The sequence below is a fragment of the Alteromonas sp. K632G genome (assembly GCF_017653625.1).
In the GTDB taxonomy this organism is placed as follows: domain Bacteria; phylum Pseudomonadota; class Gammaproteobacteria; order Enterobacterales; family Alteromonadaceae; genus Alteromonas; species Alteromonas naphthalenivorans.
This window is the reverse complement of record NZ_JAGGDM010000009.1, coordinates 29392-54281: the sequence shown is the minus strand read 5'-3', so window position 1 is coordinate 54281 and position 24890 is coordinate 29392. Positions and strand designations below refer to the sequence as shown.

General features: G+C 42.9%; 24 protein-coding genes. 11 read left to right on the top strand and 13 right to left on the bottom strand.

The annotated features are described in order from the left end of the window. Positions 1 to 12 precede the first annotated feature (12 nt). The 5 genes from J5X92_RS10485 to J5X92_RS10465 all read left to right on the top strand — a co-directional run bounded on the left by J5X92_RS10485 (position 13) and on the right by J5X92_RS10465 (position 4820). Complete coding sequence (locus J5X92_RS10485) at positions 13 to 771, top strand: serine protease (RefSeq protein ID WP_244360609.1); 759 nt, start codon at positions 13 to 15, stop codon at positions 769 to 771. Between the two features lie 143 nt (positions 772 to 914). Continuing rightward, on the top strand, positions 915 to 1463 hold the full coding sequence (locus J5X92_RS10480) for a hypothetical protein (protein WP_208805697.1): 549 nt from the start codon (positions 915 to 917) through the stop codon (positions 1461 to 1463). Positions 1464 to 1767: 304 nt separating this feature from the next. Then, a complete protein-coding gene (locus J5X92_RS10475; RefSeq protein ID WP_208805696.1) occupies positions 1768 to 2679 on the top strand; it encodes an HprK-related kinase A in 912 nt (303 codons plus the stop codon). Further along, on the top strand, positions 2676 to 3794 hold the full coding sequence (locus J5X92_RS10470; protein WP_208805695.1) for a nucleotidyltransferase family protein: 1119 nt from the start codon (positions 2676 to 2678) through the stop codon (positions 3792 to 3794). The genes J5X92_RS10475 and J5X92_RS10470 overlap by 4 nt, the downstream gene beginning before the upstream one ends. Before the next feature lie 9 nt (positions 3795 to 3803). Further along, positions 3804 to 4820, top strand: a complete 1017-nt coding sequence (locus J5X92_RS10465) for an NAD-dependent epimerase (protein WP_208805694.1) — start codon at positions 3804 to 3806, stop codon at positions 4818 to 4820. 21 nt (positions 4821 to 4841) lie between these two features. Here J5X92_RS10465 and J5X92_RS10460 read toward each other — a convergent pair whose 3' ends face one another. From J5X92_RS10460 to J5X92_RS10445, 4 genes are all read right to left on the bottom strand, one after another. Then, the gene (locus J5X92_RS10460) at positions 4842 to 5723 is read right to left on the bottom strand and encodes a patatin-like phospholipase family protein (RefSeq protein ID WP_208805693.1); all 882 of its coding nucleotides are present in this window, start codon (positions 5721 to 5723) and stop codon (positions 4842 to 4844) included. Between the two features lie 253 nt (positions 5724 to 5976). Further along, positions 5977 to 8163, bottom strand: a complete 2187-nt coding sequence (locus tag J5X92_RS10455) for a malate synthase G (RefSeq protein ID WP_208805692.1) — start codon at positions 8161 to 8163, stop codon at positions 5977 to 5979. A gap of 154 nt (positions 8164 to 8317) precedes the next feature. Then, positions 8318 to 9262, bottom strand: a complete 945-nt coding sequence (locus tag J5X92_RS10450) for a LysR family transcriptional regulator (protein WP_208805691.1) — start codon at positions 9260 to 9262, stop codon at positions 8318 to 8320. Between the two features lie 257 nt (positions 9263 to 9519). Continuing rightward, positions 9520 to 11115: an isocitrate lyase gene (locus J5X92_RS10445; RefSeq protein WP_208805690.1), complete on the bottom strand. Its 1596-nt coding sequence runs from the start codon at positions 11113 to 11115 to the stop codon at positions 9520 to 9522. Between the two features lie 370 nt (positions 11116 to 11485). Between J5X92_RS10445 and J5X92_RS10440 the strand changes: the two genes are divergently transcribed. From J5X92_RS10440 to glsB, 3 genes are all read left to right on the top strand, one after another. Beyond that, positions 11486 to 12439 (top strand): chemotaxis protein CheV, encoded by a 954-nt coding sequence (locus J5X92_RS10440; RefSeq protein ID WP_208805689.1) that lies wholly within the window; start codon positions 11486 to 11488, stop codon positions 12437 to 12439. 245 nt (positions 12440 to 12684) lie between these two features. After that, a complete protein-coding gene (locus J5X92_RS10435; protein WP_208805688.1) occupies positions 12685 to 14145 on the top strand; it encodes an alkaline phosphatase in 1461 nt (486 codons plus the stop codon). A gap of 21 nt (positions 14146 to 14166) precedes the next feature. Then, positions 14167 to 15075 (top strand): glutaminase B, encoded by a 909-nt coding sequence (gene glsB, locus J5X92_RS10430; protein WP_013783240.1) that lies wholly within the window; start codon positions 14167 to 14169, stop codon positions 15073 to 15075. On the opposite strand, the gene J5X92_RS10425 is transcribed toward glsB, so the two are convergent. The 9 genes from J5X92_RS10425 to J5X92_RS10385 all read right to left on the bottom strand — a co-directional run bounded on the left by J5X92_RS10425 (position 15069) and on the right by J5X92_RS10385 (position 21704). After that, entirely contained in the window at positions 15069 to 15767 is a 699-nt protein-coding gene (locus J5X92_RS10425; RefSeq protein ID WP_013783241.1) for a VC0807 family protein, read from the bottom strand. The genes glsB and J5X92_RS10425 overlap by 7 nt on opposite strands. Before the next feature lie 63 nt (positions 15768 to 15830). After that, positions 15831 to 16370, bottom strand: a complete 540-nt coding sequence (locus J5X92_RS10420) for a rhomboid family intramembrane serine protease (protein WP_208805687.1) — start codon at positions 16368 to 16370, stop codon at positions 15831 to 15833. Positions 16371 to 16474: 104 nt separating this feature from the next. Next, the gene (locus J5X92_RS10415; RefSeq protein ID WP_208805686.1) at positions 16475 to 17656 is read right to left on the bottom strand and encodes a glutathionylspermidine synthase family protein; all 1182 of its coding nucleotides are present in this window, start codon (positions 17654 to 17656) and stop codon (positions 16475 to 16477) included. A 3-nt stretch (positions 17657 to 17659) separates the two neighbouring features. Next, positions 17660 to 18301 (bottom strand): DUF1190 family protein, encoded by a 642-nt coding sequence (locus tag J5X92_RS10410; RefSeq protein WP_041452750.1) that lies wholly within the window; start codon positions 18299 to 18301, stop codon positions 17660 to 17662. A gap of 48 nt (positions 18302 to 18349) precedes the next feature. Then, complete coding sequence (locus J5X92_RS10405) at positions 18350 to 18766, bottom strand: DUF350 domain-containing protein (RefSeq protein WP_057790539.1); 417 nt, start codon at positions 18764 to 18766, stop codon at positions 18350 to 18352. 26 nt (positions 18767 to 18792) lie between these two features. Next, entirely contained in the window at positions 18793 to 19437 is a 645-nt protein-coding gene (locus J5X92_RS10400; RefSeq protein WP_129739568.1) for a YjfK family protein, read from the bottom strand. A 14-nt stretch (positions 19438 to 19451) separates the two neighbouring features. Beyond that, the gene (locus tag J5X92_RS10395; protein WP_208805685.1) at positions 19452 to 20507 is read right to left on the bottom strand and encodes a potassium channel family protein; all 1056 of its coding nucleotides are present in this window, start codon (positions 20505 to 20507) and stop codon (positions 19452 to 19454) included. Between the two features lie 103 nt (positions 20508 to 20610). After that, on the bottom strand, positions 20611 to 21291 hold the full coding sequence (locus J5X92_RS10390) for a PspA/IM30 family protein (protein WP_013783248.1): 681 nt from the start codon (positions 21289 to 21291) through the stop codon (positions 20611 to 20613). A gap of 23 nt (positions 21292 to 21314) precedes the next feature. Beyond that, on the bottom strand, positions 21315 to 21704 hold the full coding sequence (locus J5X92_RS10385) for a DUF2170 family protein (protein WP_013783249.1): 390 nt from the start codon (positions 21702 to 21704) through the stop codon (positions 21315 to 21317). A gap of 237 nt (positions 21705 to 21941) precedes the next feature. On the opposite strand from J5X92_RS10385, the gene J5X92_RS10380 reads away from it, so the two are divergent. The 3 genes from J5X92_RS10380 (at position 21942) to tgt (ending at position 24888) form a co-directional block, all read left to right on the top strand. Then, on the top strand, positions 21942 to 22154 hold the full coding sequence (locus J5X92_RS10380; protein ID WP_232043593.1) for a DUF6471 domain-containing protein: 213 nt from the start codon (positions 21942 to 21944) through the stop codon (positions 22152 to 22154). A 379-nt stretch (positions 22155 to 22533) separates the two neighbouring features. Beyond that, the gene (gene queA, locus J5X92_RS10375; RefSeq protein ID WP_208805684.1) at positions 22534 to 23598 is read left to right on the top strand and encodes a tRNA preQ1(34) S-adenosylmethionine ribosyltransferase-isomerase QueA; all 1065 of its coding nucleotides are present in this window, start codon (positions 22534 to 22536) and stop codon (positions 23596 to 23598) included. 177 nt (positions 23599 to 23775) lie between these two features. Continuing rightward, positions 23776 to 24888, top strand: coding sequence for a tRNA guanosine(34) transglycosylase Tgt (gene tgt / locus J5X92_RS10370; protein ID WP_208805683.1), 1113 nt, complete (start codon positions 23776 to 23778; stop codon positions 24886 to 24888). Positions 24889 to 24890: the final 2 nt, after the last annotated feature.

Here is a 24890-nt window from a genome sequence, read left to right as displayed (position 1 = left end):
ATGGAAACTAGTATGCGATACCTTGTGATAATCGGGCTGTTATTTAGCAGCGTCGTAAAAGCTGAAAAAACGTTTACGAATATTGTCGAAATAGTCACTAAGAGTACTGTGGCTGTAGCATATGTTGCCCCTATAGAATCTAAAGCTGCACAAATTATGGGTACTGGTTTTGTGGTTGGTAATGGTGAGTGGTTAATAACTAACTACCATGTCGTAGATAGGCAACTTGACCCTTCAATTATTTCGTATTTTGCGGCTGTAATAGGGTTCGGTACTAAGACTGCTAATATAAAAGCTGAGTTAGTTTCAATTGATCCACATCACGACCTAGCCCTTTTAAAATTAAACAAAAAATTGCCCCCTTTAAAACTCGCGTCTATCACGTTATTGAAACCAGGAGAGGAAATTGCATTTACTGGTTTCCCTATCGGCTCGGTATTGGGTGTCTACCCTGCGACACATAGAGGTATCATTTCAGCATTGACTCCTGATACATTACCTGTGGCAAGAGCGAAACAACTTTCGAGCATAAACATAAGTAGGTTGGCTAGCCCTGGAATAGCTTATCAATTGGATGCCACAGCTTTTCCTGGTAACTCGGGCAGCCCAATGTATAATCCTTCAACAGGGGAAGTGGTAGGCGTGATAAACAAAGTCTTTGTTAGTGACGGAAAAGAATCTGTATTAACTAACCCATCAGGTATCACATATGCAATCCCTGTCGAGCATGTAATCAAGCTACTCAAAAATCAGGGTGTTCGGTTAAATTAAAAACTCTCGATTTAATTGGAGCGTCAGCTTTTCTTACACTTCTAGCGCTTCGTTTTATATATCACTGATTTTTAAGGCTATAATTCCCGGCTTGTTTTTTGCATGTTAAACGTAATATCGCAGTAGATGTGGCGGAGCCAATAATGAAAAAAACTAATAAAACAATGGATGTTGAACCCATATACAACAAACGTAGGCAGTTTGTTTTTCAGGCCGCAGCTGGAACTGTAGTTGCTACTTTAGCTTCTAAAACTGCATGGGCAGGTGGTTCTAATGGCACAGGGTGTTCAGTATCAGGGAATTTATCCGGAAACCTTTCTCAAGCTCGAGATTGTTCAAGTGATTTGGTACAGGGAAAATCTCCGGGTCAATGGAAAAGAGTCCTTGATCGAAAGCCACATAAAAATGAAGTTTGGAAAAATGTTTTCGGAATAGGTATATATCCTGATGGCTCTGGTGATGCCGAGGCCAGTTTGTTGGACTTTTTGCCTGAGGGAAGTCTATATGTTGGAAATGGGATAAATGAGGCGTTAGTTACTGCTTATTTGAATGCTAAGTATGGTCACTATCCTCTGGCAACAGGGGTTGATGCCAACACTTATGTTATCGGTTTGCATGAAAGTATTGCAAGCGGAGTTTTCACCCAATCTGACATAATAGATGCAGTAAAAGACACTTACAACGCCGATTAAATAGTAGTGAAGCTTTTAGGCACTATCAGAATATTCATGTCATCGGACGGTTCAGGTGTTTCTATACACCATTTACCATCCGGTGGACTTTATACATATGAAGCTTCAGCTTTGCCTTTGTTAAAATATCTTCAAAGCCAAGCTACTCTTCCTAACTGCGTGCAGAGTCTACCTGAGTTGGGTTTAGACGATACCCAATATACTGAGTGCGTAGCTTTTCTTAAAAAGAACCATCTGCTAGTCTGACTTAATCAATCTATTTTCGTTACACTTTTTACTCAACATACACTAGAGTGTGGTTTTCTTGAAATTAGCACAATTATCTAAACATTGTTTTAAACAACGAATTCAATGTGGCGAAATTTCTATTGATTTCAAGCTGCTTTCAATAAACTTTTCTTCAAAGCTCGATTTAGTCAGTGATACACTTTATGAACTATATCGAGATTATGATTTTACAAGTTCAGACAATTGGTTCGACTTCAATGTTTCTGTCGAAACGCCATCTAACCTTAGACGCTTCTATAAGCCTCAAGCTGTATTTCAATTAGATGAGCACATTCCTTTTAAGCCACTACCTTTCGCTCATGCCTATCCACTACTTGAGTGGGGCATGAATTGGTGTGTTGCGAACTTTTTTCATGACTATTTACTGCTGCATGCAGCAGTCCTAGAGAAAGACGGAAAAGCTATAATTTTTCCAGCGCCTCCAGGATCTGGTAAAAGTACCTTATGTGCTTATTTAGCGTTGAGTGGTTGGCGATTGCTGTCTGATGAAATGGCGGTCATAAACTTGAATACTCACCATGTCGAACCTTTTGTAAGACCTATTTGCTTAAAGAATAACTCGATATCACTGGTGAAAGAGTGGTTTCCGGATACTTATATCTCCCCCATAGCTAAGGATACTCAAAAAGGAAATGTCGCCCATGTTCGTCCGCCAACGGCTGCTGTCGAAAACCGACATGTTAGCGCGCCTATTTGCGGCATTGTGTTTCCTAAATTCGAACAAAGCTTGCAAACTACTTTAACGCCTATGGCGCAGACTTTTGCGTTACACCAATTAATCGAGAATGCATTTAACTTTGACCTTTTTGAGCACCAAGGTTTTGAAATATTATCTGATGTCATTACTAGAGTGGCTCTTTTTGAAGCTCACTATAGCGATGTTCATGATTTAGGTGAGCGACTGTTGAACGAAGTTGTTCGTCGATGAAAGATAGCCACGAGATAATCAATCAAATTATAGTTCACCACCGTGTGCCTATTTTAAGCTTGCGCCAGTGGCGAGATATTATCCTGATCTCCAGAGCGAATTCAGTGCTACCCCGCGTGGCGTATATTGCATTGAACCATTCGAGTGCTGAAATACCATCGGAAGTAAAAACTCATTTGCAGGCTGCTCGCCGCCATGAAACTTTATTCCACAATCAAGTTCGTTTTGAGACAGAAACAGTTAGACAGTTGGTCGCTAAAATTACTGATACTAAGCTGGTTATTTTAAAAGGAGCTGGCTACGTATTAAGTGAAAACAAAGCGGCGAACGGTAGAGTGTTTTCTGATATTGATATTTTACTGCCTAAAAACGAGGTTGAAAAAGTTGAACAGTGCCTGATGATGTTTGGTTGGCTTTCTCAATCCGAAGATGACTATGATCAGCACTATTACCGCGAGTGGGCGCATGAAATTCCGCCACTTCGCCATTTTAAAAGAGGAGCTGTATTGGATGTTCATCATAATATTGTCCCTCCAATAAGTGGAAGAGCGCCCAACGCGAATATTCTTTTTAGCTCTACATTAACTCTGCCCAGTGGTATTGAAGTTCTGCAACCATCTGCAATGTTTCTGCACTCTGCAGTGCACTTGTTTTTTGGCGAGGAGTTTCACCATGGATACAGAGACCTGACAGATTTAGCGTATTTACTCGAAGAATTTGTAGATGATGAAAATGAAATGGCTCATTTAGGTAGACTGGCTAGGCAAATGGGCTTTTCTATTGAAGTTTTTCTTGCATTTAGGTACCTAGAAAAGCTGCTAAACGTAAACATTGAACTTGACTTAAAAGCACTTCTGCCGCAAGTTAAACTATCTAAATTTCAATTGGTTTATTGTGATTTCGTTTTTACTCGAGTGCTAGCATTAAATCACAAACTTATACCGTCTAATTTTCGCAACTTTGCCACTAACTTAGCCTTCTTAAGAGGCCACTTGCTCAAAATGCCACTTCGTATTTTGCTCAAGCATAGTGCGAAAAAAATGAGTCGCTACATGACAGAGTTGCTTGTTGGAAATATAGACAAAAAAAGTAGATCAAAAGACGATTTATCTTAAAGGACTTTTATGAAAATTCTGGTTACCGGCGCTGCAGGCTTTATTGGTGCAGCCGTTTCTCAATATTTAATTAATCGCGGTGACGATGTTGTTGGGATTGACAACATTAACGATTATTACGATATCGCGCTTAAACATGCCAGGCTTGAGCAAGTTCAAAATTCAGCGGCAGGTGAACGCTTTACATTTATTAAGATGGGTGTTGAAGAACGCCCTGAAATGGCAGCCTTATTCGAAGACCAAAAGTTCGACAAGGTGGTGCATTTAGCCGCGCAGGCTGGGGTACGGTATTCAATTGAAAACCCAAATGCTTATGTAGATGCTAACTTAGTTGGCTTCATGAACATCCTTGAGGGATGTCGCCATAATAAAGTAGGTCATTTGGTTTATGCATCATCAAGTTCTGTTTATGGTGCCAATGAAACAATGCCGTTCTCAGAACAGCATAATGTCGATCACCAAGTAAGCTTATACGCAGCGTCGAAGAAAGCGAACGAGTTGATGGCGCATACGTACAGCCATCTATACAGCTTACCTACTACTGGATTACGTTTCTTTACGGTTTATGGCCCTTGGGGTCGCCCTGATATGGCGCTATTTAAATTTACTAAAGCCATACTGGAAGGCAAAACCATTCAGGTATACAACTTCGGTAACCATAGACGAGACTTCACGTACATTGATGATATCGTTGAAGGCGTAATTCGCTCATTAGATAACGTGGCGAAGCCAAACGAAAGCTGGGATGCAAGCGCGCCAGACCCTAGCTCTAGTAAAGCGCCTTACAAGGTTTATAACATTGGTGCACAAACACCAGTGCATTTGCTTAAATTTATCGAAACCTTAGAAGCGTCACTGGGTGTTGAAGCGAAAAAAGAGCTTTTACCATTACAGCCTGGTGATGTTCCAGATACCTATGCAGATGTATCATCATTGGTTAATGACACAGGCTACAAGCCTTCTACGTCTATCGATGTTGGTGTTAAGAATTTTGTAGATTGGTACAAAGACTTTTACAACATCTAGAAAGCCAGACTAAAAGAACTCCTAGCCAGTAGACGCCACTTTGAAAGATTGAAAAGCGGCGCATTTTTTAGGAAGAAATTCTTCCGTGGTTTCGTAACCAAGTTCAAATAAATGGTTCTTCATTTCAGCGGTTAACGCAAAGTCTACCGCTGAAATTTCCCCCGTATCAATAACTACAGTGTTATGCCAGTATTTCGCATTAATATACTCTCTTGATATGGCTGTCATAAAGGTACGTATTAACATCGATAGATACTGCGGCAGTAAAAGCCCACCTTTCTTGATTACCTTACGTTTTTGAATGGCACTTTGAAGTCGAAAGCATACCGTCGGCGTGCCATCATGTTGCCAATCTTCAAACAAGGCATCTTCAGATAATATTGCGCCGTCTACCAACAAGTGCTCTTTGAAAGGTTTAAAGGAAAAGAGTAGAGGGATAGACATAGAATAACGTACAGCTTCTGAAACCTTCATGCCTGGCGTATTGTCTTTACCAAACAATACAGGGCCGCCACCGTTTACATCTGTGGCTAATATAGTGAGTGCGATGGGAAGCTCGGCAAAAGTAATTCCTTCAAGCTTATCATCAATCCAGCGTTCGAAATGATCTCCCGACGACAACCCGCCTTCTCGCAATAATCGCCACACGGAAAAAGCGGTAAATTGTTTAAAGTCGGTGGCAATTACTAACTTTCGCATATCTTCAATACTATGGCCTTTGGCGTGCATCGCCGCAATGATTGAACCTCCAGATACCCCCACAAGGGTTTTAATTTCCACATTTAAATCTTTAAGTGCTTTTAAAATACCAATATGCGCACTAAGCCGAGTGCCCCCGCCCGACAAAATAGGCACGATAGTAGCGGGTACCTTAGCAACGGGTACCGATGAAGTTACCTGCATATTTTTAACTCCAGTGATTATAGTAAAAGCGTAGTAGAGTTAGCCGAGCCTGCCACTTTATTGGCGTGCTGGTAGGTGACTTATTAATTAACTAAGTACGAGTGTTGGCAGTGCTAAAGAAGCAAAAATGCCGAACTTATCTAATTAGTAATACTAAGTTAGATAAGCTCGGCATGGCGTTTATTGACTGGCGTAGCCATAGAAATAGCAACAACGAATACGCCGTTGATTTAGCCAGGTTAATCTCGGCGGGCTATTTTACAGAGGCTAACTTCCCTTTCATTTCGCGGCGTCTGGCGTGTAATAAAGGCTCGGTATAACCACTTGGCTGTTCTTTCCCTTTAAAGATAAGATCGCTAGCGGCTAAGAAACCAATTGAGCTATCTAAATCAGGCATCATAGGGATATATTCTGCGTCGCCAGCATTTTGCTCATCAACTAACTTTGCCATTCTGCGAAGGGATTCATCAACTTGCGCGGCACTTACAATGCCGTGCTCAAGCCAGTTAGCGATGTGCTGCGATGAAATACGCAAAGTCGCTCTGTCTTCCATCAGCCCAACATTATTAATATCAGGTACTTTAGAACAGCCTACACCCTGATGTACCCAACGAACCACGTAACCTAAGATACCTTGTACATTATTATCTATTTCGCGCTGTATCGTATCGGCTGATAGTGAATGTCTACTTTCTAGTAGTGGAATAGTCAAAATATCGTTAAGGCCTGAGAAACCCTCGTCTAGCCCCTTCTGAATGTCGAAGACATTAACATCATGATAATGCAGCGCATGCAAAGTGGCAGCGGTAGGTGAGGGTACCCATGCGGTATTTGCACCAGACTTTGGATGTCCAATTTTGGCATCCATCATATTTTGCATTTCATCGGGAATTGGCCACATGCCCTTGCCAATTTGCGCCTTACCTGACAGGCCACATCGAAGGCCGACGGCTACATTTGCGGTTTCATAGGCTTTAATCCACGGCATCGTCTTAAGGGTCGCTTTTTCGGCGAAAGGGCCTGCAAGCATAGACGTATGAATTTCATCGCCTGTTCTGTCTAAAAAGCCTGTATTAATAAATACAACGCGAGACTTCGCAGCATTGATGCAGGCGTCTAAATTCACGCTGGTGCGGCGTTCTTCATCCATAATACCCATTTTCAACGTGTTTTTAGGCACATTGATGACGGTTTCTATTTTGGCAAATAGCGCATCAGAAAAAGCCACTTCTTCAGGGCCATGCATTTTGGGTTTAACAATATAAATGCTGCCATGACGAGAGTTTTGGAATGGACTGTTATTCAGTAAGTCATGCTTGGCGATAAGCGAAGTCACTAAACCGTCCATAATACCTTCTGGTACTGGCTCACCATCGAATAGCATGGCGTCGTTTGTCATTAAATGACCTACGTTACGTACAAACATAAGGCTGCGCGCAGATAAAGATAGTTGCTCTTGATTCGTTACATGTTTTGAAGGCGAATACACTCTATCTTCATGCATAGCCCGAACGATAGTTTTGCCACCTTTACTCATTTCAATGCTTAGCGAGCCTTTCATTAGCCCTAACCAGTTGCTATAAACCAAGGTTTTATCTTCGGCATCAACAGCGGCGACTGAGTCTTCGCAATCCATGATGGTAGTCAATGCAGCCTCAATCAGCACATCTTTAACGCCAGCGGCGTCAGTTTTACCGATAGGGTTGGTGGCATCTATCTGAATTTCAAAATGCAGGCCGTTGTGAACGAATAACAGCGCAGTAGGAGCTTTTATATCACCTTGGTAACCTTGCCATTGCTCGGTGTTCGCAAGTGTAGTGATGTCGCCATCAGTTAAGGAAATCGCCAATTTGCCTGTTTCTATTTTATAACCGACAACATCTGCGTGACTTCCTTTTGCAAGTGGAAGCATACTATCTAAATAGCTTTTCGCTTTCGCTACCACTTTCTCGCCACGGATAGGGTTATAGCTTTTGCCGGGTTCTGCTCCGTTCTCATTGCTAATAACATCAGTGCCGTATAACGCATCATACAAACTCCCCCAGCGTGCATTAACAGCATTCAGTGCATAACGGGCGTTGTTAATTGGTACAACTAATTGAGGGCCAGCCATGGTAGCAATTTCTGCATCCACGTTTGTGGTATCGGCTTGTACCTTTTCAGGCTGCTCTACTAAGTAACCAATTTCTTTTAGGAAAGTTATATATTGCTCACCGAAAGCGGGGTTTCCCGCTTTATGATAGTCATCGATAGCGAGTTGGAGTTGTTCTCTTTTTTCTAGCAGGGCACGATTTTGAGGAACGAATTCTGAAAAGAGGGCTTCTGCACCTTGCCAAAAAGCGTCTGATTGAACACCAGTGCCTGGCATTGCCTGTTGGTTGATGAAATCATCGAGTTGCTCAGCAACCTGTAAACGGCCTCGTGTAATATAATTTTGCATAACTACCTCTATACGTTTTCTGTAGCTCTAGTGTAGAGAGTATAGAGGCAGTTTTTTAATTTATGGTTCCTATCTTTGCCATTTTCTCAGTGAATGTTTGTGTGCATTCAGTATTCATATGTGAAATCTTAATGGCGAGACGCAACAGGATGCTTTAGCTATCACTCATTTCGTTCGCTACATCGCTAATTAAGCGACGTAACCAGATATGCCCCGCATCATGGTGCAATAGTGCACTCCATGCCATTTTTAACGCAATTGGGGGAATATCGAACGGTGGTTCTTTCACTACAACGCTTGGGTCGTCTTTAAATAACTTTGCCGCTTTGCTTGGCAAGGTGGCGATAAGCTTTTGCGTTTTAGCTATCTGTAATGCCGCGTGGTAATGTCGTGTAAATACGCGAATAGCCCGTTGCTTGCCTATTTTAGTTAGCTCTGCGTCTACCCAACCAAGTTTCTGTACTTCTGTTGGGTCGATACCCACGCCAACACCAAAGCCAGTTTTACTCACCCAAATATGTTGAGCGCTTAAGTAGCTGTCTAAGTCACACTTAGCAACAAGCGGGTGATCTGAACTCATTACACAACTAAAGGTATCGTACCAAATCACTTTTTGATGAAAAGACAGCGGCAGTTCTTCAAAGCGGTTAACGGCCATGTCGACCTTGCCTTGCTCTACATCGTGGAAGGTAACGTCACTAGGGGTAATTAAATCTAGCGTAATGTTTGGTGCTAGATCAGTTAGCCTGCCTACTAGTTCAAGTAATAGCGTGCTTTCTGCATAGTCACTTGTCATGATGCGAAAAGTGCGTTCGCTGGTTAGCGGATCAAAATCGGTCTCTGGTTGAATTGAACTTTCAAGTCGGCTGAGCACATCACGAATAGTGGGTTGAAGTTCAAGTGCCCGTTTTGTAGGCGTCATTCCGTCGCTGGTGCGCACCAATAAAGGATCTTTAAATAAGTCACGCAGGCGTTTTAACCCATTGCTCATCGCAGGTTGCGTGATGCTAAGCTGATTGGCCGCTTTTGTTACACTGCCTTCTCGCAGTAAAACATCTAAATATACCAGTAAATTTAAGTCGACCTTCGCTATATTCATTATTGTAATGCTCTTAATAAACTCAATTAGACAGGGCTATTATAAAGCCTTTTTTATCCGCTGTCAGATACGCTTTTGGTCTTACTCTTAAAAAGAATGAAAATTTCAAGTATCTGAAAAATATGGATATTTGTTTTCTATTGCTGATAATCACATTGATTTGTTAATTTGGATATGGAGCAAATTCAGATAAATTCCCTGAATAATAAAAAAAGGCACCCTAAGGTGCCTTTGAACAAAGTTGGGATACTTTGTGTTTAAACGTCGAACTGGTTCATGGTGTTATCATCACCAGAAGCTTTAAGTGCACCTTCACCAGAGAAGTACTCTTTGTGGGTATCACCTAAATCTGAACCTGCCATAGCTTGGTGTTTAACACATGCTAGGCCTTGGCGAATTTCTTGGCGCTGAACACCGCGAACATAAGCCAGCATACCTTCTTCACCAAAGTACCCTTTGGCCAAGTTGTCAGTAGACAATGCCGTAGTATGGTAAGTGGGTAGTGTAATAAGGTGATGGAAAATACCCGCTTCGCGAGCAGCGTCTGCTTGGAAGCTCTTAATTTTTTCATCAGCGGTAGTGGCTAACTCAGTCGCATCGTACTCTTCGCTCATCAATTTAGCGCGGTCGTATGCAGAAACATCTTTGCCTTCTTCAGTCCAAGTATCAAATACTTGCTGGCGGAAGTTCAGTGTCCAGTTGAAAGATGGAGAGTTGTTATAAACTAACTTCGCGTTTGGTACTTCTTTACGAATGGCGTTAACCATTTCAGCAATCTGACCAACGTGAGGTTTTTCAGTTTCAATCCACAACAAGTCTGCGCCGTGTTTAAGTGATGTTATACAATCTAGTACTACGCGGTCGAAACCAGAATTATCCTTAAAGCGGAATAAGCCATTTGGTAAGCGCTCAGGCTTCACTAGTTGTCCACCTTGCTTCAATACAAGGTCGCCTTCAGATAAATCGTCAGCACCGTTAACAGGTGTTGTTTTTAAGTATGCATTGTACTGAGCAGCCAGGTCGCTTTCAGAGGTTGATACAGGGATTTTCTGTGTTAGGCCGGCACCTAGTGAATCGGTACGAGCAACAATAACGCCGTCATCTACGCCAAGCTCTAAGAATGCATAACGAACCGCATTAATTTTAGCTAGGAAATCTTCATGCGGAACCGTTACTTTTCCATCTTGGTGACCACATTGCTTTGCATCAGAAACTTGGTTTTCAATCTGGATACAACATGCACCGGCTTCAATCATTTGCTTAGCTAATAAGTAGGTCGCTTCTTCGTTACCAAAACCAGCGTCGATATCTGCAATGATAGGTACTACGTGGGTTTCGTAGTTATCAATTCGGCTTTGAATAGCTGCAGTGTCGCCGCCTTTAGCTTTCGCGTCGTCTAGCTGATGGAACAAATCGCCTAATTCACGAGCGTCCGCTTGGCGCAAGAAAGTGTATAGCTCTTCAATGAGTGAAGAAACGGTTGTCTTTTCATGCATTGATTGGTCTGGAAGTGGCCCGAATTCTGAGCGAAGCGCGGCTACCATCCAGCCTGAAAGGTATAAGTAGCTTTTATCGGTAGTACCTTGGTGTTTCTTCACTGCCAACATTTTTTGCTGACCGACAAATCCGTGCCAGCAACCTAAAGACTGAGTGTATTGCGCTGTGTCAGCATCATAATCTGCCATGTCTTTTCGCATGATTGCAGCAGTGTAGCGCGCAATGTCTAAACCAGTCTTGAACCGGTTTTGGATTTTCATTCTAGCAGCGTACTCAGGGCTAATGCCTTCCCAAGCACCTTTTTGTGCTGCTTTTAACGTGGCGAAGTTATCAATATCTTGTTGATACTGCGACATGAGCGTTTCTCCCTACTATAATTAGTTTCAATGTTGTTTTGAGATTTCGCATTGGTGCGTTCTCTTAAGCTTCCATTTCATCCTAGTGTGGCAGTCGTAATAATAAAAGCGTATATTTTTGATTGCCATCATTCATGATGTGAATAAATAAGGAGGGATTAAACTGGTAGTAGTTTCCATCAATATTCGTAAGAAAGTGATTTGTAGGCTAGCTTTTACCTAAGAGAGTAAAAATTAGGCGGGTTATTAGCATAATTGCTAATGGGTTTCTGATTGCATGACGTGTAAATTCTTTTGACACTTCGCTGCAATTCAGTAATTGGCAGTAGGTTTTCCGAGTAATTGATTTTGAGAATTAAAGTGAGTAACGATGAGTAACGGCGTCCTTTCCTCAGTTGATCAGCGCACTAAGCTAGTGGGTGAAAACAGGCTTGAATTGCTGATGTTTCAGTTGGGTTCTCGTCATATCTTTGCCATGAATGTCTTCAAAATTAAAGAAGTTATCAACATTCCTAAATTCAATAGCATGCCTGGTTCTCACCAGAACCTTAAAGGCGTAATGAATTATCGAGGCAGCGCTATTCCTATCATTGATATACGCCAAGCGATTAAAATGCGAGGCGGCTCAATAGGTAGCGATGCGCATAACGTTATCATTACGGAATATAACCGAAGCGTCCAAGGGTTCATTATTGGTAAAGTAATGAATATCGTGAACACATCGTGGGATACCATTCAACCGCCACCTAGTGGAATGGGGAAGACAAATTACCTTACTGCCATTACGCAAGTTGATGTGCAAGGTAAAAGCGAAATTGTTGAAATTATCGATGTGGAAAAAGTACTTGCCGAAATCATAGACTACGACATCTCTATATCTGAGGAAGTACTTGATGCAGATATCGTTAATCACTTCAAAGATAAAAAAGTATTAATTGTCGATGATTCAAGCACTGCAAGAAAACAAGTCAGAGACACGCTAGAGCAATTAGGAATAACCATCATTGAGAGAAAAAATGGGGCTGAGGCATTAGCGTTACTCAAGGAGTGGGCGGATGCTGGAAAGCGAGCCAGCGATGAGATATTGATGATGTTTACCGATGCTGAAATGCCGGAAATGGACGGTTATATGCTGACTTCAGAAGTACGAAATGACCCTAGAATGCTCGACCTCTTCATTACATTAAACACGTCTTTAAGTGGTAGTTTCAATGATGCTATGGTCGAAAAAGTGGGATGCGACCGTTTTATTTCCAAATTCCAACCCGACATGCTTGTAGAGGTTGCTCAACAGCGACTTCGACAGTACCTCTCAGAAAGTTAGCAATTTTCCTTGTCACTAACCCTTCTGACGATGCTATTTACCCTTAATGCTTTGAGAAATGGGTAGGTCTGCCTTACACTAACGCCTTCAATAATAAGCATGTTCAACATTCTCGCCGTCATCTGGTGAATATTTTGTGCAATGTGTGAAATGACACAATTCTTAAATGCGACCCATTTAGGATGAGGGTCGTCCGCGCCCACGTTTTTTTGATATGGCGCTTTTTCAGTTCTCAGGGAAGTTTCATGATTTATAGTAAACGCAAACTATTAACCACCTTTACGCTATGCGGCTCGCTTTTAGCACTGTCTGGGTGTGGCTCTACCTCAAATGAAAGTGCGCAAAAGACTGTTGCGCAAAACTCAGCACCTAACAATATTATCATGGTAGTAGCTGATGGAATGGGGCCTGCTTTCACTACGGCGTACCGTAATTATGTTGATGATAAAAACACCCCTGAAGTTGATGCGGTCGTATTCGATGATATTTTGATGGGGAATGCATCTACTTATCCAGCACCAGTTTCTGGTTACGTAACTGATTCAGCTGCCGCAGCTACTGCACTGGCGTCTGGTGTGAAATCTTATAACGGTGCTATTGGGGTTGATGTAGATAAGCAACCTGTTAAATCTGTCATGCATTACGCCAAATTAAAAGGTATGCGAACAGGCCTAGCGGTCACCTCACAAATTGTTCACGCTACGCCAGCGGCTTATATAGCTCACAACGAAAGTCGCCAGAACTACAATGCTATCGCCGACGATTTTTTCGATGTTCGCGTAAATGGTGAGCTTGTCGCCGATGTGATGTTAGGCGGTGGTACTGATTTTTTTGAGCGGGAAGATCGTAACATCATTGGTGAATTTATTGATGCCGATTATGAATATACCGACACTTACAACCGTTTAGCGACAGTGCCTAAAGGCAGCAACGTACTGGGTTTATTTGCACCTGTAGCCTTACCTGCCATGCTAGACGACAGCCGTGATAATCGCCTTAAATACCTAACAGAACATGCTATTAAGCACTTAGAAAACGACAACGGGTATTTCTTACTGGTTGAAGCCAGCCAAGTAGACTGGGCGGGGCATGCCAATGATATCGCGTCGGCGATGGCTGAAATGCAAGACCTTGCCTACACCATAGAATTCTTAAAGACCTACGTGCAAGCGCACCCAGATACCTTGGTTATTCTAACGGCCGATCACAGCACTGGCGGTTTAACCATAGGTGCTCGAGGTGACTATAGCTGGAGCCCAGAGTATTTACATAACCTGAAAGCGTCACTGGGTACCATAGCGAAGAATATGGTTGAACACGATAATCCTGGTGACTATGTTGCAACGACTTTTGGTTTTGATGTTACCGATGAAGAAATCGCCACGTTCGATAGTATTGCACAGCAAGATGTGAAAGCGCGCTTTAATGCCCTTAAGGTATTTTTAGACAACAAAACCAACACAGGATGGACAACATCGGGCCATACCGGTGTAGACGTAGAAGTATTCGCATTTGGCGCTGGCCATGACGATTTTATGGGCCAAATTGATAATACGGATATCGCTAAGAAGATTTTTAACTTCATTGATAATCGCAATACCACTACCCAAGGTATTTCAACAAACGTTGAGTTGATAAAAGCAACGGATAAAAAAGACGGTACCAACGCAAGCTGCGACTTTAAAGAAAATTGGCGTTGTAACTAAACGTATAGGAATACTGCGCTAATGCTGGAATTGTTAGAAGCCATTTTTGATGAAGTAAAACCTATGCTAGGGGAGGGTAAAGTCGCAGACTATATTCCTGCGCTTGCCAGTGTCGATCCTCATCAATTTGGTATCGCTATCTGTGATATTGAAGGGCACATTACGTCAATTGGTGACGCTGATGTGCCTTTTTCTATTCAAAGTATATCTAAAGTCTTCAACTTAGTGCTTGCCATGAATCACTATGGCGAGGGCATGTGGGAACGGGTAGGTTGCGAACCGTCGGGTCTGCCATTTAACTCGCTAGTACAGTTGGAATACGAAGACGGTATACCACGGAACCCGTTTATTAATGCGGGGGCATTAGTGGTGAGTGACATGACACAGTCTCGTTTCGCCTCGCCTCATATTGGTATGCGAGACTTTGTTAGGCGCTTGTCCTGCAACGATAATATTTTCGCCAATAAAGTGGTTGCTGACTCTGAATTTGAGCATCGTGCTAGAAATGCTGCAATGGCGTATTTAATGAAAGCCTATAACAACTTTGAAAATGAAGTTGAGGATGTATTGCATAGCTATTTTAACAACTGTGCCTTGGAAATGAGTTGTGTTGATTTAGCGCGAGCCACGAACTTCTTAGCAAATAGAGGTTATTCTAAATGTGCCGACGAACAGGTACTAAGCCCAGACCAAAATCGTCAAGTGAATGCGTTGTTAGCCACTAGTGGTATGTACGACGAAGCGGGTAGCTTTGCTTTTAAGGTTGGTTTACCGGGAAAAAGCGGTGTTGGCGGGGGAGTCATTGCCGTGGTACCGGGTCGCTTTTCTATATGTGTTTTTTCTCCCGCGCTAAACGCAGTGGGGAACTCTCATTTAGGGGTAGCTGCGCTTACGTCATTGAGCAAGCGCATTAATTGGTCGGTCTACTGATTAATAAAATCATCTAACTCTTCGCCAGTTATCTTCTTAATCTGGCTGAATAAATACCATAGTGCGGTAATAAGCAATATCATGCTGGGTATGACAATGACGGGGTAGCTTAAGGCTGTCATTCGGCCTAGTTCTTCGGTATAAGCCGTAGTGCCAGGCTCGCTTACCAAAATCACCTTGGCTAAAATGTAGTTTAAGGCTGAAGATAAAAAGAACGAGCTTGCCACAATATAAGAACTGACTGCGACTTTGCGTTTAAACAAAGCTTGCTTGTTCTGTGCATCGAGCACGCTATTTAAGTGTGGCCAATTTATAATTTGGTCGTTTAATATCAGCATTTTTACCAGTGGCTTTTCAGTATATTGGGTTATCAATACTGCCAAACCAATAGCCGCAGGAATAGCTGCCTCTTTAATGGCGATATACTCGGCAGGCAGTTTTAACAAACTAAAACCACCCGTTAGCAATACGCTGATAATACCTAAAACAGAAAATCCGTTCACTTTGCCTGATGCTTTCAAATCCCATAATCCATAACCTATGGGGAAAGCGAGTGCGGCGACAATACTCCATTCGGGGCCTAAATAATCTTCAGAGCTTGCATAGCTCATTAGCACCACGGGTATAATAATATTGAAAGCAAGGTTGCCGAAAAAGCCCTGATTCTTTTGCTGCGATTGTACTTCTGCCATAACGCCTTTATCTTTCTCTTATTTGCCGCACTGTTTAATTGAGCACAATTATACGGCATCCATTCATCGTGCCCAGTGCCAAGCGGCAAATAACCCACCTAAAAAGCCAAATAGATGATATTCAAATGAAATAAATCTAGAGGTTGGCAATATACCTACCAGCATTCCGCCGTAAAGAATGGCAACAATGATAGAAATAAGCAGGTATTTCACTTTCTTACTCTTAAAACCAGCTAATACTAGGAAGCCGAAGTAGCCGTAAACCATACCACTTGCGCCAATATGCATAGCACTACGACCAAAAATCCACACCCCCAGTCCGCCAATAATCAACGCACTTGCGGTGGCGATGAGAAAGGTGCGCTTTCCCCACTGCATAGTAAGCCACATAAACAGCAATAAAGGGATAAAATTAGCCATCAAGTGCGACGGCGTACCGTGTAAAAATGGGGCTGTGAAGATATAGGGCAAATGAGACAAAGAGCGTGGATATACGCCAAACTGATTCAAGCTATTTCCCGTTATCAGGTTCACTATCTCAATGACGATAAGAAATGCGCCCAAGGTAAGTAACACGCGAAGTTGAAAAGACAATGGCTTCATAAACAGTTTTTTATTCCTTCGTTATAACACTTGCCTAGCAAGGAAGTATTGTTGGGCGGCTATGCTCATTAAACAACAGCGTTTTGGTGTTCAACTACAATCAGCTACAAGATGATGTGGGGTAAGTATCGAGACAAGTCTTGCGTAATCGCATTACTGTCTTCTCGCACCGAAATACCTGCTGGCATGTCATCTACCAACCAGCTACCAATGAGTGTATGGTTTCCATCAAACACAGGAAGAGGATGAAAAGCTTGTACAATAAACCCTTCTTCTCCATACGGACCTGGGCTTAATTCCGATTCCTTTCCATTTTCAATCAATGAAATATTCGCGCCTTCCCTTGAAAATAATGGCTTTTTGACCCATTTGCCGCCGTGCGTGGCATCATGAGGGGTTTTATTTGGAATATCGTCGGCGAAATAGGCAGGTAGTAAATTAGGGTGGCCTTTAAATTTCTGCCATAACAAAGGCAGTAGTGCTTTGTTTGAAATAATAGACTTCCACGCAGGTTCTAACCAATTTACCTTTGCATCAGCGAGTGAGTCACCAAACTCTTCGCGCAGGATAAACTCCCAAGGATATAACTTGAAACAATCGGTAATGGGGGCATCAGCAAGGTCGGTAAATACCCCTGTATCTGCCAAACCAATGTCTTCAATAAAAACGAAGTCGCTTTGAATACCAGCTTCTCTTGCACAGTCTTGAAGGTATTGCACCGTCCCCCGGTCTTCTTCGGTATCTTTGCAACAAGAGAAGTGCATTTGATTTAATTGATAGTGCTGGTCTATTTCACCGAAGCGAAACACTAGCTTTTCTTGCAAGCTATTAAACTGATCAGCATTTCGCGCCAGCACACCCGCATTCACTTGTTGTTCTAACCATAGCCATTGCCAAAAACCTGATTCGTACAAGCTGGTAGGCGTATCTGCATTGTTTTCAAGCAATTTGGCGGGGCCTTTGCCGGAATAAACTAAATCTAAGCGGGAATACAAACTAGGGTCACGGTTGCGCCAACTGTCTTTAACTAACCCCCAGTGAGCTTCAGGAATAGAAAAGCGGGTGAGTAACTGCTCACTATTAACCACATCATCAACCACAGCTAAGCACATTTGGTGAAGCTCGGCGGTGGGATCTTCTATGTCTTTTTCAATTTGCGCTAAGGTGAATTGGTAGTACGCACTTTCATCCCAGTAGGGTTCGCCATACATGGTATGAAAATGAAACCCAAATTCGCCGGCCAATTGCTGCCAACCTTTGCGAGGCTGGCATGGCATTCTAAACATGGCTTATCCGCCCCAACTGCCTTTGCGTGAGCTACTTCCCCACGATGATTTTGCCCTAACACTGCTACCAAAACCGCCGCGCTTCATTGTGCGGTTTACCGTAGGTTTAGGTTTCAGTGTATCTGAGCCCACTTTGTAATTGCGCTTGCGAATATCACCGCTAAACACATTTCCATCAGCCGTAACCCAGCGAGAACGATAAGACGAGTAGGGTGAATACGAGGTATAGAGAGGCTGTGAGTAATAGCGATTTGGCGATAACAACTGACTTACCATGAAGCCTGCCATAAAGGGCATAAATACACTGCCTGAATTGGTATTCACCGTGCGGCATTGGTTGGCACCAAATTCGTACTCACAATCGTATTCGCTATTAAAGCGAGGGCTGGTACGCATGGCTTCTTCTGTAGCGGTTTTATAAGCTGCATCACAGCGCTCTACTGCATCAGGGAAATCTCGCTTGCAGTCTTCCAATGAAGTGTAAATTTGTGCGTCTTGTTTCTCTTCACCACAAGCACTTAGGAAAACGCTGGCAATACCAATAGCGAGAGGCTTTAACGCGTAGCTTTTGCGCATACGAGAAAGGTTAATACCTGAGCTACGTTTACGGCTGGTGGCAGAACCACTTGACTGATTATCTGTCATAGCACCTTGTGCTGCGTGTGATTTATTAGAGTTTGTCATGGGTCCCCCTTAATAGGTCATGCATGCCGCATTTAATAAACCCACTGCAATAGACATACTGGCTAGCATCACGCCTGCAGAAACTTCATTTTCGTTAATACGCTGTGCAATTTTAGGCATAAAGGTAAAGCGTAATAACGCAAAGGCTAACGATTGCGCGATAATAGCGACAACAGCCCAAATAATGAAATCGACAATAGCGACTGAGTGCGTCGCTGCGCTAGCAAGTGCAATAGCAAAACCAACAATCGCGCCGCCAAAACCAATTGCAGCTGCTACGTTTTTCTCTTCTTTAACTAGTTTCCACTCATCATGTGGGGTCACTAGGGCATATACCAGTTTGAAGACGAATAAGAAAACAATTGAGAGGCCGAAATACACCGCAAAGTTATCTAATCCTGCCAATGAGTCCATAATAGTGTCCATAGAACGTCCTTACCTTTATATGTCGATTAACCGTTTATCGTAATGTCTGCGGGTTCTACGTCAAACCCCGTGGAAATAACTAAGCAGCGGTCGAAATTGCTACCCACTATCTTTTCTTCGCCCGCCACCAGTAATGACTCCACTCTATCATTTTCTATCTCTCGTTCGTAGAGCATCATAAACTGATCGGTAGTGCTGATATCTTCATCTTCTTCATAGGTGGTTTCTGTCACTGCAACGGGCGGTGATTCTGCCCCTACCGCCTCCCAGACTCGCTTAAAAACTTTGCCGTCAAGAGTATAAGTAGGTTGGCTAATCAGGGTATTTACGCAAGATTTCCATTGCTGCTCACTACCAATGGTTTCAGTGCTATAAAAATGCCAAAGCTTAACGTCAGTAATGTGATTTTCACTAAGCCCACCATCAAGCACCACTTGTAAAAAGCCATCATCGTCTGTGTAAAAGCGCAGCAAAGTACCGCCTGTATCAAGTGGTGCTTCGCCAACGGCTTGAATCAGTTGTGAACGTGCAGCGCCTTCTATCGTAAGCGATGGCTCAAGTAACGACAGCTTTAAATTATCTAGCTCGAATGAACCACCCAAATACAAGCCCATCACTTCAGGCGCTTTAGGTTTTTCTGGCGCTTTTTTCTTAAATAATTTACTAAACACAATACACTCCTGTGTTATTCGGCGTCTAACGATGGCCAATTGATGGCATTAATGCGCCTGTCGGCAATGTAAAATAAGGTATCGCCTGGAGCCAGAGTTGAGTCTAACGGTGGATTCACCACCATGTCTTTCACTTGTCCGTGTGGAGCATAACCAATAAATATGGCATCGTGTCGACGCTTTAAGTTCATAAATAGTTTGGCAACGGAAATAGATGGGCTGTCGTTAGGTATCTTCACAGAGAACTGCGCTTGCCCTTCGCCAATGCTTAATAAGTCGTGGTGCAGCATACTGGAACCGGGATCGAATGCCGCTTTCGCCAGCATTTCAACGGCGACACTAGGCGTACATTCCACTTTTGGGCAGTGTTCTTGTAGCAAGCCCACTAGGCTATCATCATTGAAATAAGCAACTTGATGAGCTTGCGGATTTCGTTTCGAACAATACAGCGCAGTGGTCATAGTGACATCATCTTGTGGATTGTCGATGAGAATTGTTTGAGCCGCGTCAATACAAGCCCGGTCCATATCGTCGTCTTTGTTAAACGAGTCTACTTTAACGAATTCGATAATACCTGGCATGGGGTTGGTGATATCTGCTTTTACACACAGAACAATGTCGGGCCGTTCGGTCATGGCTTCGCGTTCTTGCAATAACAAATTTAACAACAACATAGTGCGTTGCTCGTTCCAACCAATCACCAAAATATGTTTACTAACATTTAGGCTAGTCATGCCCATTACCCCTTTTTTCCATTGTTCAGATACCCAGGCTGCAATTCGGCCAATCACCATGGCAAAAATACTTAGTCCTAAGGGAATAACGTAAAATGCTACGATGAGTTTGCCGGCGGAGGTCGTGGGTGATAAATCGCCATAACCCACCGTCGATGCGGTAACAGCTAACCAGTAGATAAAATCGGCTTGTGCAATTAATGCATTTTCGTTGGCGGCGTAAAGTAGCCAATAACTACTCACCCCATAGAAGGCGGTGGCGCCTAGAATCGTGTACCAACGAGATTCGGCGAAATACTGCAACATAATTTTGCGCAGCTTTATCCATTGCGACATAGCGAGAAACAACCTTTGTTTGTCTTTCTTTAACTGTGCCTTTAAGCGGGGAATATGTCTATAAAAGACAAAGCGGGAGCCTAAGCTCCCGTTAAATATTACTTTATTTGCCTAAAATACGAGCAAGTTCATCATCGGCGGAGGTTTTACCCCCTTTTATACCGGCTTCAGAAAGGCGCTTTTCTAAATCGCTGCTCGACTCTTCAGTGGCAAGTTCTTCCGCCGCTTGAAGTTCAGCGTTGCGCATCTTCTGTTTATCTTGAATGCGTGAAAGCGATTCCGTTGCAGTTTTCATTTTGCTGTTCGCGCCCATGTGGCGAGATGAAACAGCAACTTGGGCTTTTTGTACACTTTCAGTGGCTTTCACCATATCCACTTGCTGCTCTAAACGGCGCAAGTTCGCTTTTGCTTGCTGGATATTCTGTGCTAATTGCTTTTCTGATTGTTGGAACTGATCAAGATATGCTTGTTCTTGCGCTTGCTCTTCTTTCAACTCAGATACCTTTTGGGCACAATCAAGGGCTAACTGACGATCGTTATCAATAGCTTTGCGTGCATGCGCTTCGTATTCTTCAATGGAAGAATTAAAGCTAGCGACTTTTTGCTGAGACAACTTACATTTCGCTAAAATCTGCGTTCTAGCATGATCAGATTTACGTAACTCTTCTTTAGCTTCTCTAATTTCCTGCTCCAGAATACGGATAGCCTGGCTATCTACTACCGACTGTGCCGCTTCGTTGGCACCACCCTTTACTGCAGTAACTAATTTTTTCCAAACTGACATTCGCTTCTCCTTCGAAGTAAATATTAACTAAGGTGTGTTTCGTAGGCATCTAAAAATGATGCAACGTTCTGAAACAGTGTTTCTACTTCAATCACAATACTTTCTGATTTCGATTGGGCACTAAGCGCACCAAAGGCAACGTAGTATTCCTCATCGCCAACAGTGGAAATACCAACCGTAGTTAACGGGAACAACATATGGGTAGATAAAATTTCGTGATCTAAAGCCGCTTTGTCTTTCACTTCCGATGAAGCAAACAATAAGGTTTCCACTAAAATTTGCTCGCCGCTAATAGCCAGCCACGCGTCTATACCGTCTTGATTCGCAATGAGTAAACAGTTTTCCTCACGCGTCACCACAAAGTCATCGTGCTCTTTAAACAAAGATTCGATGCTCTCTAGATCCCAACTCATACAGTTCTCCTTTTCGATTGAAGCGATAATGTCGAGTGCCACTGTAACCACAATTTACGCACTCGCCAATATTCTTGACTTGCAGTGTAGACGTATTATGCCATAATCGTCAATAACGAATATGCTTTTAATGTGTAAAAAAGTGTGTTTTTGTAAAATATACGTCACAAATGGGGTGTTTAATTGAGTGCTAAAAATGCATGGCGACAAACCGTAGCGCGACTCGTTAAGTCTGAAATGTCTGTGCGTGGAGTGAAATATCAAGCGCTCAGTCAGCGTTTAGCCGACATTGGTGTAGAACAAAGTGCTGATAATTTAAGAAACAAAGTGAATAAAGGCATTATGGGCGCAGATTTGTTAGTACAAATATTATACGTCCTTAAAGCGCGAGCAGTAGATGCGGCGTTAATAGAAGAAATCTTAACTGATCTTGACGATACAAACAGGTAAAATGCTTCATTACAAAAAGGATATGAAGTGAAACATTCGCTTAAGAAGTCGATACCAATCGACAAGCGAAAAAAAACCCGACAAATGTCGGGTCTAAGATAAGGAATGTTAAGGGAGAACATCATCACTATCTGGGACGAATCTTAACCGTTTAAGGTTTTTTCTTCTATCTTTGTTTGATATTCGACCGTATTGGGTTCCATAAGTAGGTATAGTAAATTATACATGGCTACTTTAGGCTAATAAAAATAACAGGTTGGATGAGTGAGTGAAGTTGTATTTCGGTTGAATTAACCAATGTGCATAAAACTTAAATTTACTTAATATTCAACTTTTGTCTTAATTCTTTAGTTCAATTTTAGCGTTTTAAATAGTAAATATGAAATTATCAGATTATCGCTTCACACTACCAGAAAACCTGATTGCTAAGTACCCAACAGAAAATAGAACGGCAAGCCGTTTACTTCAGTTGAATGGTAAGTCGGGCGCAGTTACTCACGCTATGTTTAACGACATGCTGTCGTTAGTAGACGAGGGTGACCTTCTGGTTTTTAATAACACCCGTGTTATACCTGCGCGGCTGTTAGGCAAGAAAGAAACCGGTGGCCACGTTGAAGTGCTTATTGAACGTATTTTAACCGAGCACACCGCACTTGCGCATGTTCGAGCCAGTAAAGCACCAAAGCCTGGTACCCGTTTGTTGCTAGAAGAGCATGTAAATATCACGGTTGAAGGGCGTGATGATGCTTTGTTCTTGCTGCGCTTCGATCATGAAGAAACGGCACTTTCGCTGCTAGAGCAGTATGGCCATATGCCATTGCCACCCTATATTGACCGCCCTGATGAGTCTACCGACAAAGAACGCTATCAAACGGTTTACAATGAAACGCCAGGCGCCGTTGCAGCGCCAACGGCAGGCTTACACTTTGATGACAATATGCTAGCGGCGTTAAAAGCAAAAGGCGTGAACTTGGCCTTTGTTACCTTGCACGTTGGTGCAGGTACGTTCCAACCTGTAAGGGTGGAAAATATTGAAGAGCATAAAATGCATGCTGAGTATGCCGAGGTATCTCAAGAAGTGGTAGATGCCGTATTGGCAACCAAAGCAAAAGGTAAGCGGGTGATTGCGGTAGGAACTACATCGGTACGTTCGTTAGAATCTGCGGCAAAAGCCAGTGCAGAGCAATCAATCGAAGATAACACAGGTGAAAACCCTGTGATTGCGCCGTTTTACTCAGATACTGAAATTTTTATTTATCCGGGTTTTACCTTCAAAGTAGTCGATGCCATGTTTACCAATTTTCATTTGCCCGAATCGACACTAATGATGCTGATAAGTGCTTTTGCTGGTAGAGAAAATGTGATGAATGCTTATCAAGAAGCCATCGAGAACGAGTACAGGTTCTTTAGTTATGGCGACAGTATGTTTATCGAAAAAGCCTAATTGAAAGATAAAGCTTCACGATATTTTAGGGAATAGGGCAGAGGATGACCGCCCTATTTCTTTATCTCAACGATAAACATGCGTATTGGGCATGATCTCAGAAGAATAACTGGTATAATCGCCCACAATTTCGTTTGACCCAGCGCCAGAGCGCGCACCTGATTGGGAACGCTTTACATGCAATTTGAGTTGTTGAAAACCGATGGTAAAGCCAGACGCGGACGTCTGGTTTTTGATCGTGGTGTGGTAGAAACCCCAGCATTTATGCCTGTGGGAACTTACGGCACAGTAAAAGGGATGACCCCTGAAGAATTAGAAGACAGTGGTGCACATATTTGCCTTGGCAATACATTCCACTTGATGCTACGCCCGGGCACAGGCGTTATACGTCAGCATGGCGACCTGCATGATTTTATGCATTGGGATAAGCCTATCCTTACCGATTCAGGCGGCTTCCAAGTATTCAGTCTAGGTGATTTGCGTAAAATCACTGAAGAAGGGGTAACCTTCCGCTCGCCAATTAACGGCGAAAAGATTTTACTTACGCCAGAAAAATCAATGGAAGTGCAACGCGATCTGGGTTCCGACATCGTGATGATTTTCGATGAGTGCACGCCTTTTCCTGCCACTGAGCAAGAAGCGCGCGTTTCTATGGAAATGTCATTACGCTGGGCGAAGCGAAGCAAGGAATCTCATGGCGACAGTCCTGCTGCTTTGTTTGGTATCATCCAAGGTGGCATGTATGAAGGTCTGCGTGATGTATCGCTGGCTGGGCTAGAAGCTATTGGCTTCGATGGTTATGCTATTGGTGGCTTATCGGTTGGTGAGCCTAAAGAAGATATGATCCGCATTATCGACCATACTGCGCCGCAAATTCCAGAAGACAAACCACGCTACTTAATGGGTGTCGGTAAACCAGAAGATATTGTAGAAGCGGTGCGCCGTGGTATCGATATGTTCGATTGTGTTATGCCAACCCGTAATGCAAGAAACGGTCATTTGTTTGTTACCGATGGCGTAGTGAAAATTCGTAATGCGGTCCACCGCAACGATACCTCGCCCCTTGATGAAAATTGTGACTGTTACACTTGTAAAAACTATTCTCGCTCTTATCTACATCATTTAGATAAGTGTAATGAGATTTTGGGTGCGCGTTTAAACACCATCCATAACCTTCGTTACTACCAACGTGTTATGCAAGGCCTTCGCGATGCTATTGAAGCAGATTCGTTGGACGATTTCGTACACACTTTCTATGAACAAAAAAATATGCCGGTTCCGGCACTATAACA

Coding starts and splice junctions, on each gene's coding strand:
- J5X92_RS10485 (WP_244360609.1), top strand. CDS start 13: ATGCGATACCTTGTGATAATCGGGCTGTTATTTAGCAGCGTCGTAAAA.
- J5X92_RS10480 (WP_208805697.1), top strand. CDS start 915: ATGAAAAAAACTAATAAAACAATGGATGTTGAACCCATATACAACAAA.
- J5X92_RS10470 (WP_208805695.1), top strand. CDS start 2,676: ATGAAAGATAGCCACGAGATAATCAATCAAATTATAGTTCACCACCGT.
- J5X92_RS10465 (WP_208805694.1), top strand. CDS start 3,804: ATGAAAATTCTGGTTACCGGCGCTGCAGGCTTTATTGGTGCAGCCGTT.
- J5X92_RS10460 (WP_208805693.1), bottom strand. CDS start 5,723: ATGCAGGTAACTTCATCGGTACCCGTTGCTAAGGTACCCGCTACTATC.
- J5X92_RS10455 (WP_208805692.1), bottom strand. CDS start 8,163: ATGCAAAATTATATTACACGAGGCCGTTTACAGGTTGCTGAGCAACTC.
- J5X92_RS10450 (WP_208805691.1), bottom strand. CDS start 9,262: ATGAATATAGCGAAGGTCGACTTAAATTTACTGGTATATTTAGATGTT.
- J5X92_RS10445 (WP_208805690.1), bottom strand. CDS start 11,115: ATGTCGCAGTATCAACAAGATATTGATAACTTCGCCACGTTAAAAGCA.
- J5X92_RS10440 (WP_208805689.1), top strand. CDS start 11,486: ATGAGTAACGGCGTCCTTTCCTCAGTTGATCAGCGCACTAAGCTAGTG.
- J5X92_RS10435 (WP_208805688.1), top strand. CDS start 12,685: ATGATTTATAGTAAACGCAAACTATTAACCACCTTTACGCTATGCGGC.
- glsB (WP_013783240.1), top strand. CDS start 14,167: ATGCTGGAATTGTTAGAAGCCATTTTTGATGAAGTAAAACCTATGCTA.
- J5X92_RS10425 (WP_013783241.1), bottom strand. CDS start 15,767: ATGGCAGAAGTACAATCGCAGCAAAAGAATCAGGGCTTTTTCGGCAAC.
- J5X92_RS10420 (WP_208805687.1), bottom strand. CDS start 16,370: ATGAAGCCATTGTCTTTTCAACTTCGCGTGTTACTTACCTTGGGCGCA.
- J5X92_RS10415 (WP_208805686.1), bottom strand. CDS start 17,656: ATGTTTAGAATGCCATGCCAGCCTCGCAAAGGTTGGCAGCAATTGGCC.
- J5X92_RS10410 (WP_041452750.1), bottom strand. CDS start 18,301: ATGACAGATAATCAGTCAAGTGGTTCTGCCACCAGCCGTAAACGTAGC.
- J5X92_RS10405 (WP_057790539.1), bottom strand. CDS start 18,766: ATGGACACTATTATGGACTCATTGGCAGGATTAGATAACTTTGCGGTG.
- J5X92_RS10395 (WP_208805685.1), bottom strand. CDS start 20,507: ATGTCGCAATGGATAAAGCTGCGCAAAATTATGTTGCAGTATTTCGCC.
- J5X92_RS10390 (WP_013783248.1), bottom strand. CDS start 21,291: ATGTCAGTTTGGAAAAAATTAGTTACTGCAGTAAAGGGTGGTGCCAAC.
- J5X92_RS10385 (WP_013783249.1), bottom strand. CDS start 21,704: ATGAGTTGGGATCTAGAGAGCATCGAATCTTTGTTTAAAGAGCACGAT.
- J5X92_RS10380 (WP_232043593.1), top strand. CDS start 21,942: ATGTCTGTGCGTGGAGTGAAATATCAAGCGCTCAGTCAGCGTTTAGCC.
- queA (WP_208805684.1), top strand. CDS start 22,534: ATGAAATTATCAGATTATCGCTTCACACTACCAGAAAACCTGATTGCT.
- tgt (WP_208805683.1), top strand. CDS start 23,776: ATGCAATTTGAGTTGTTGAAAACCGATGGTAAAGCCAGACGCGGACGT.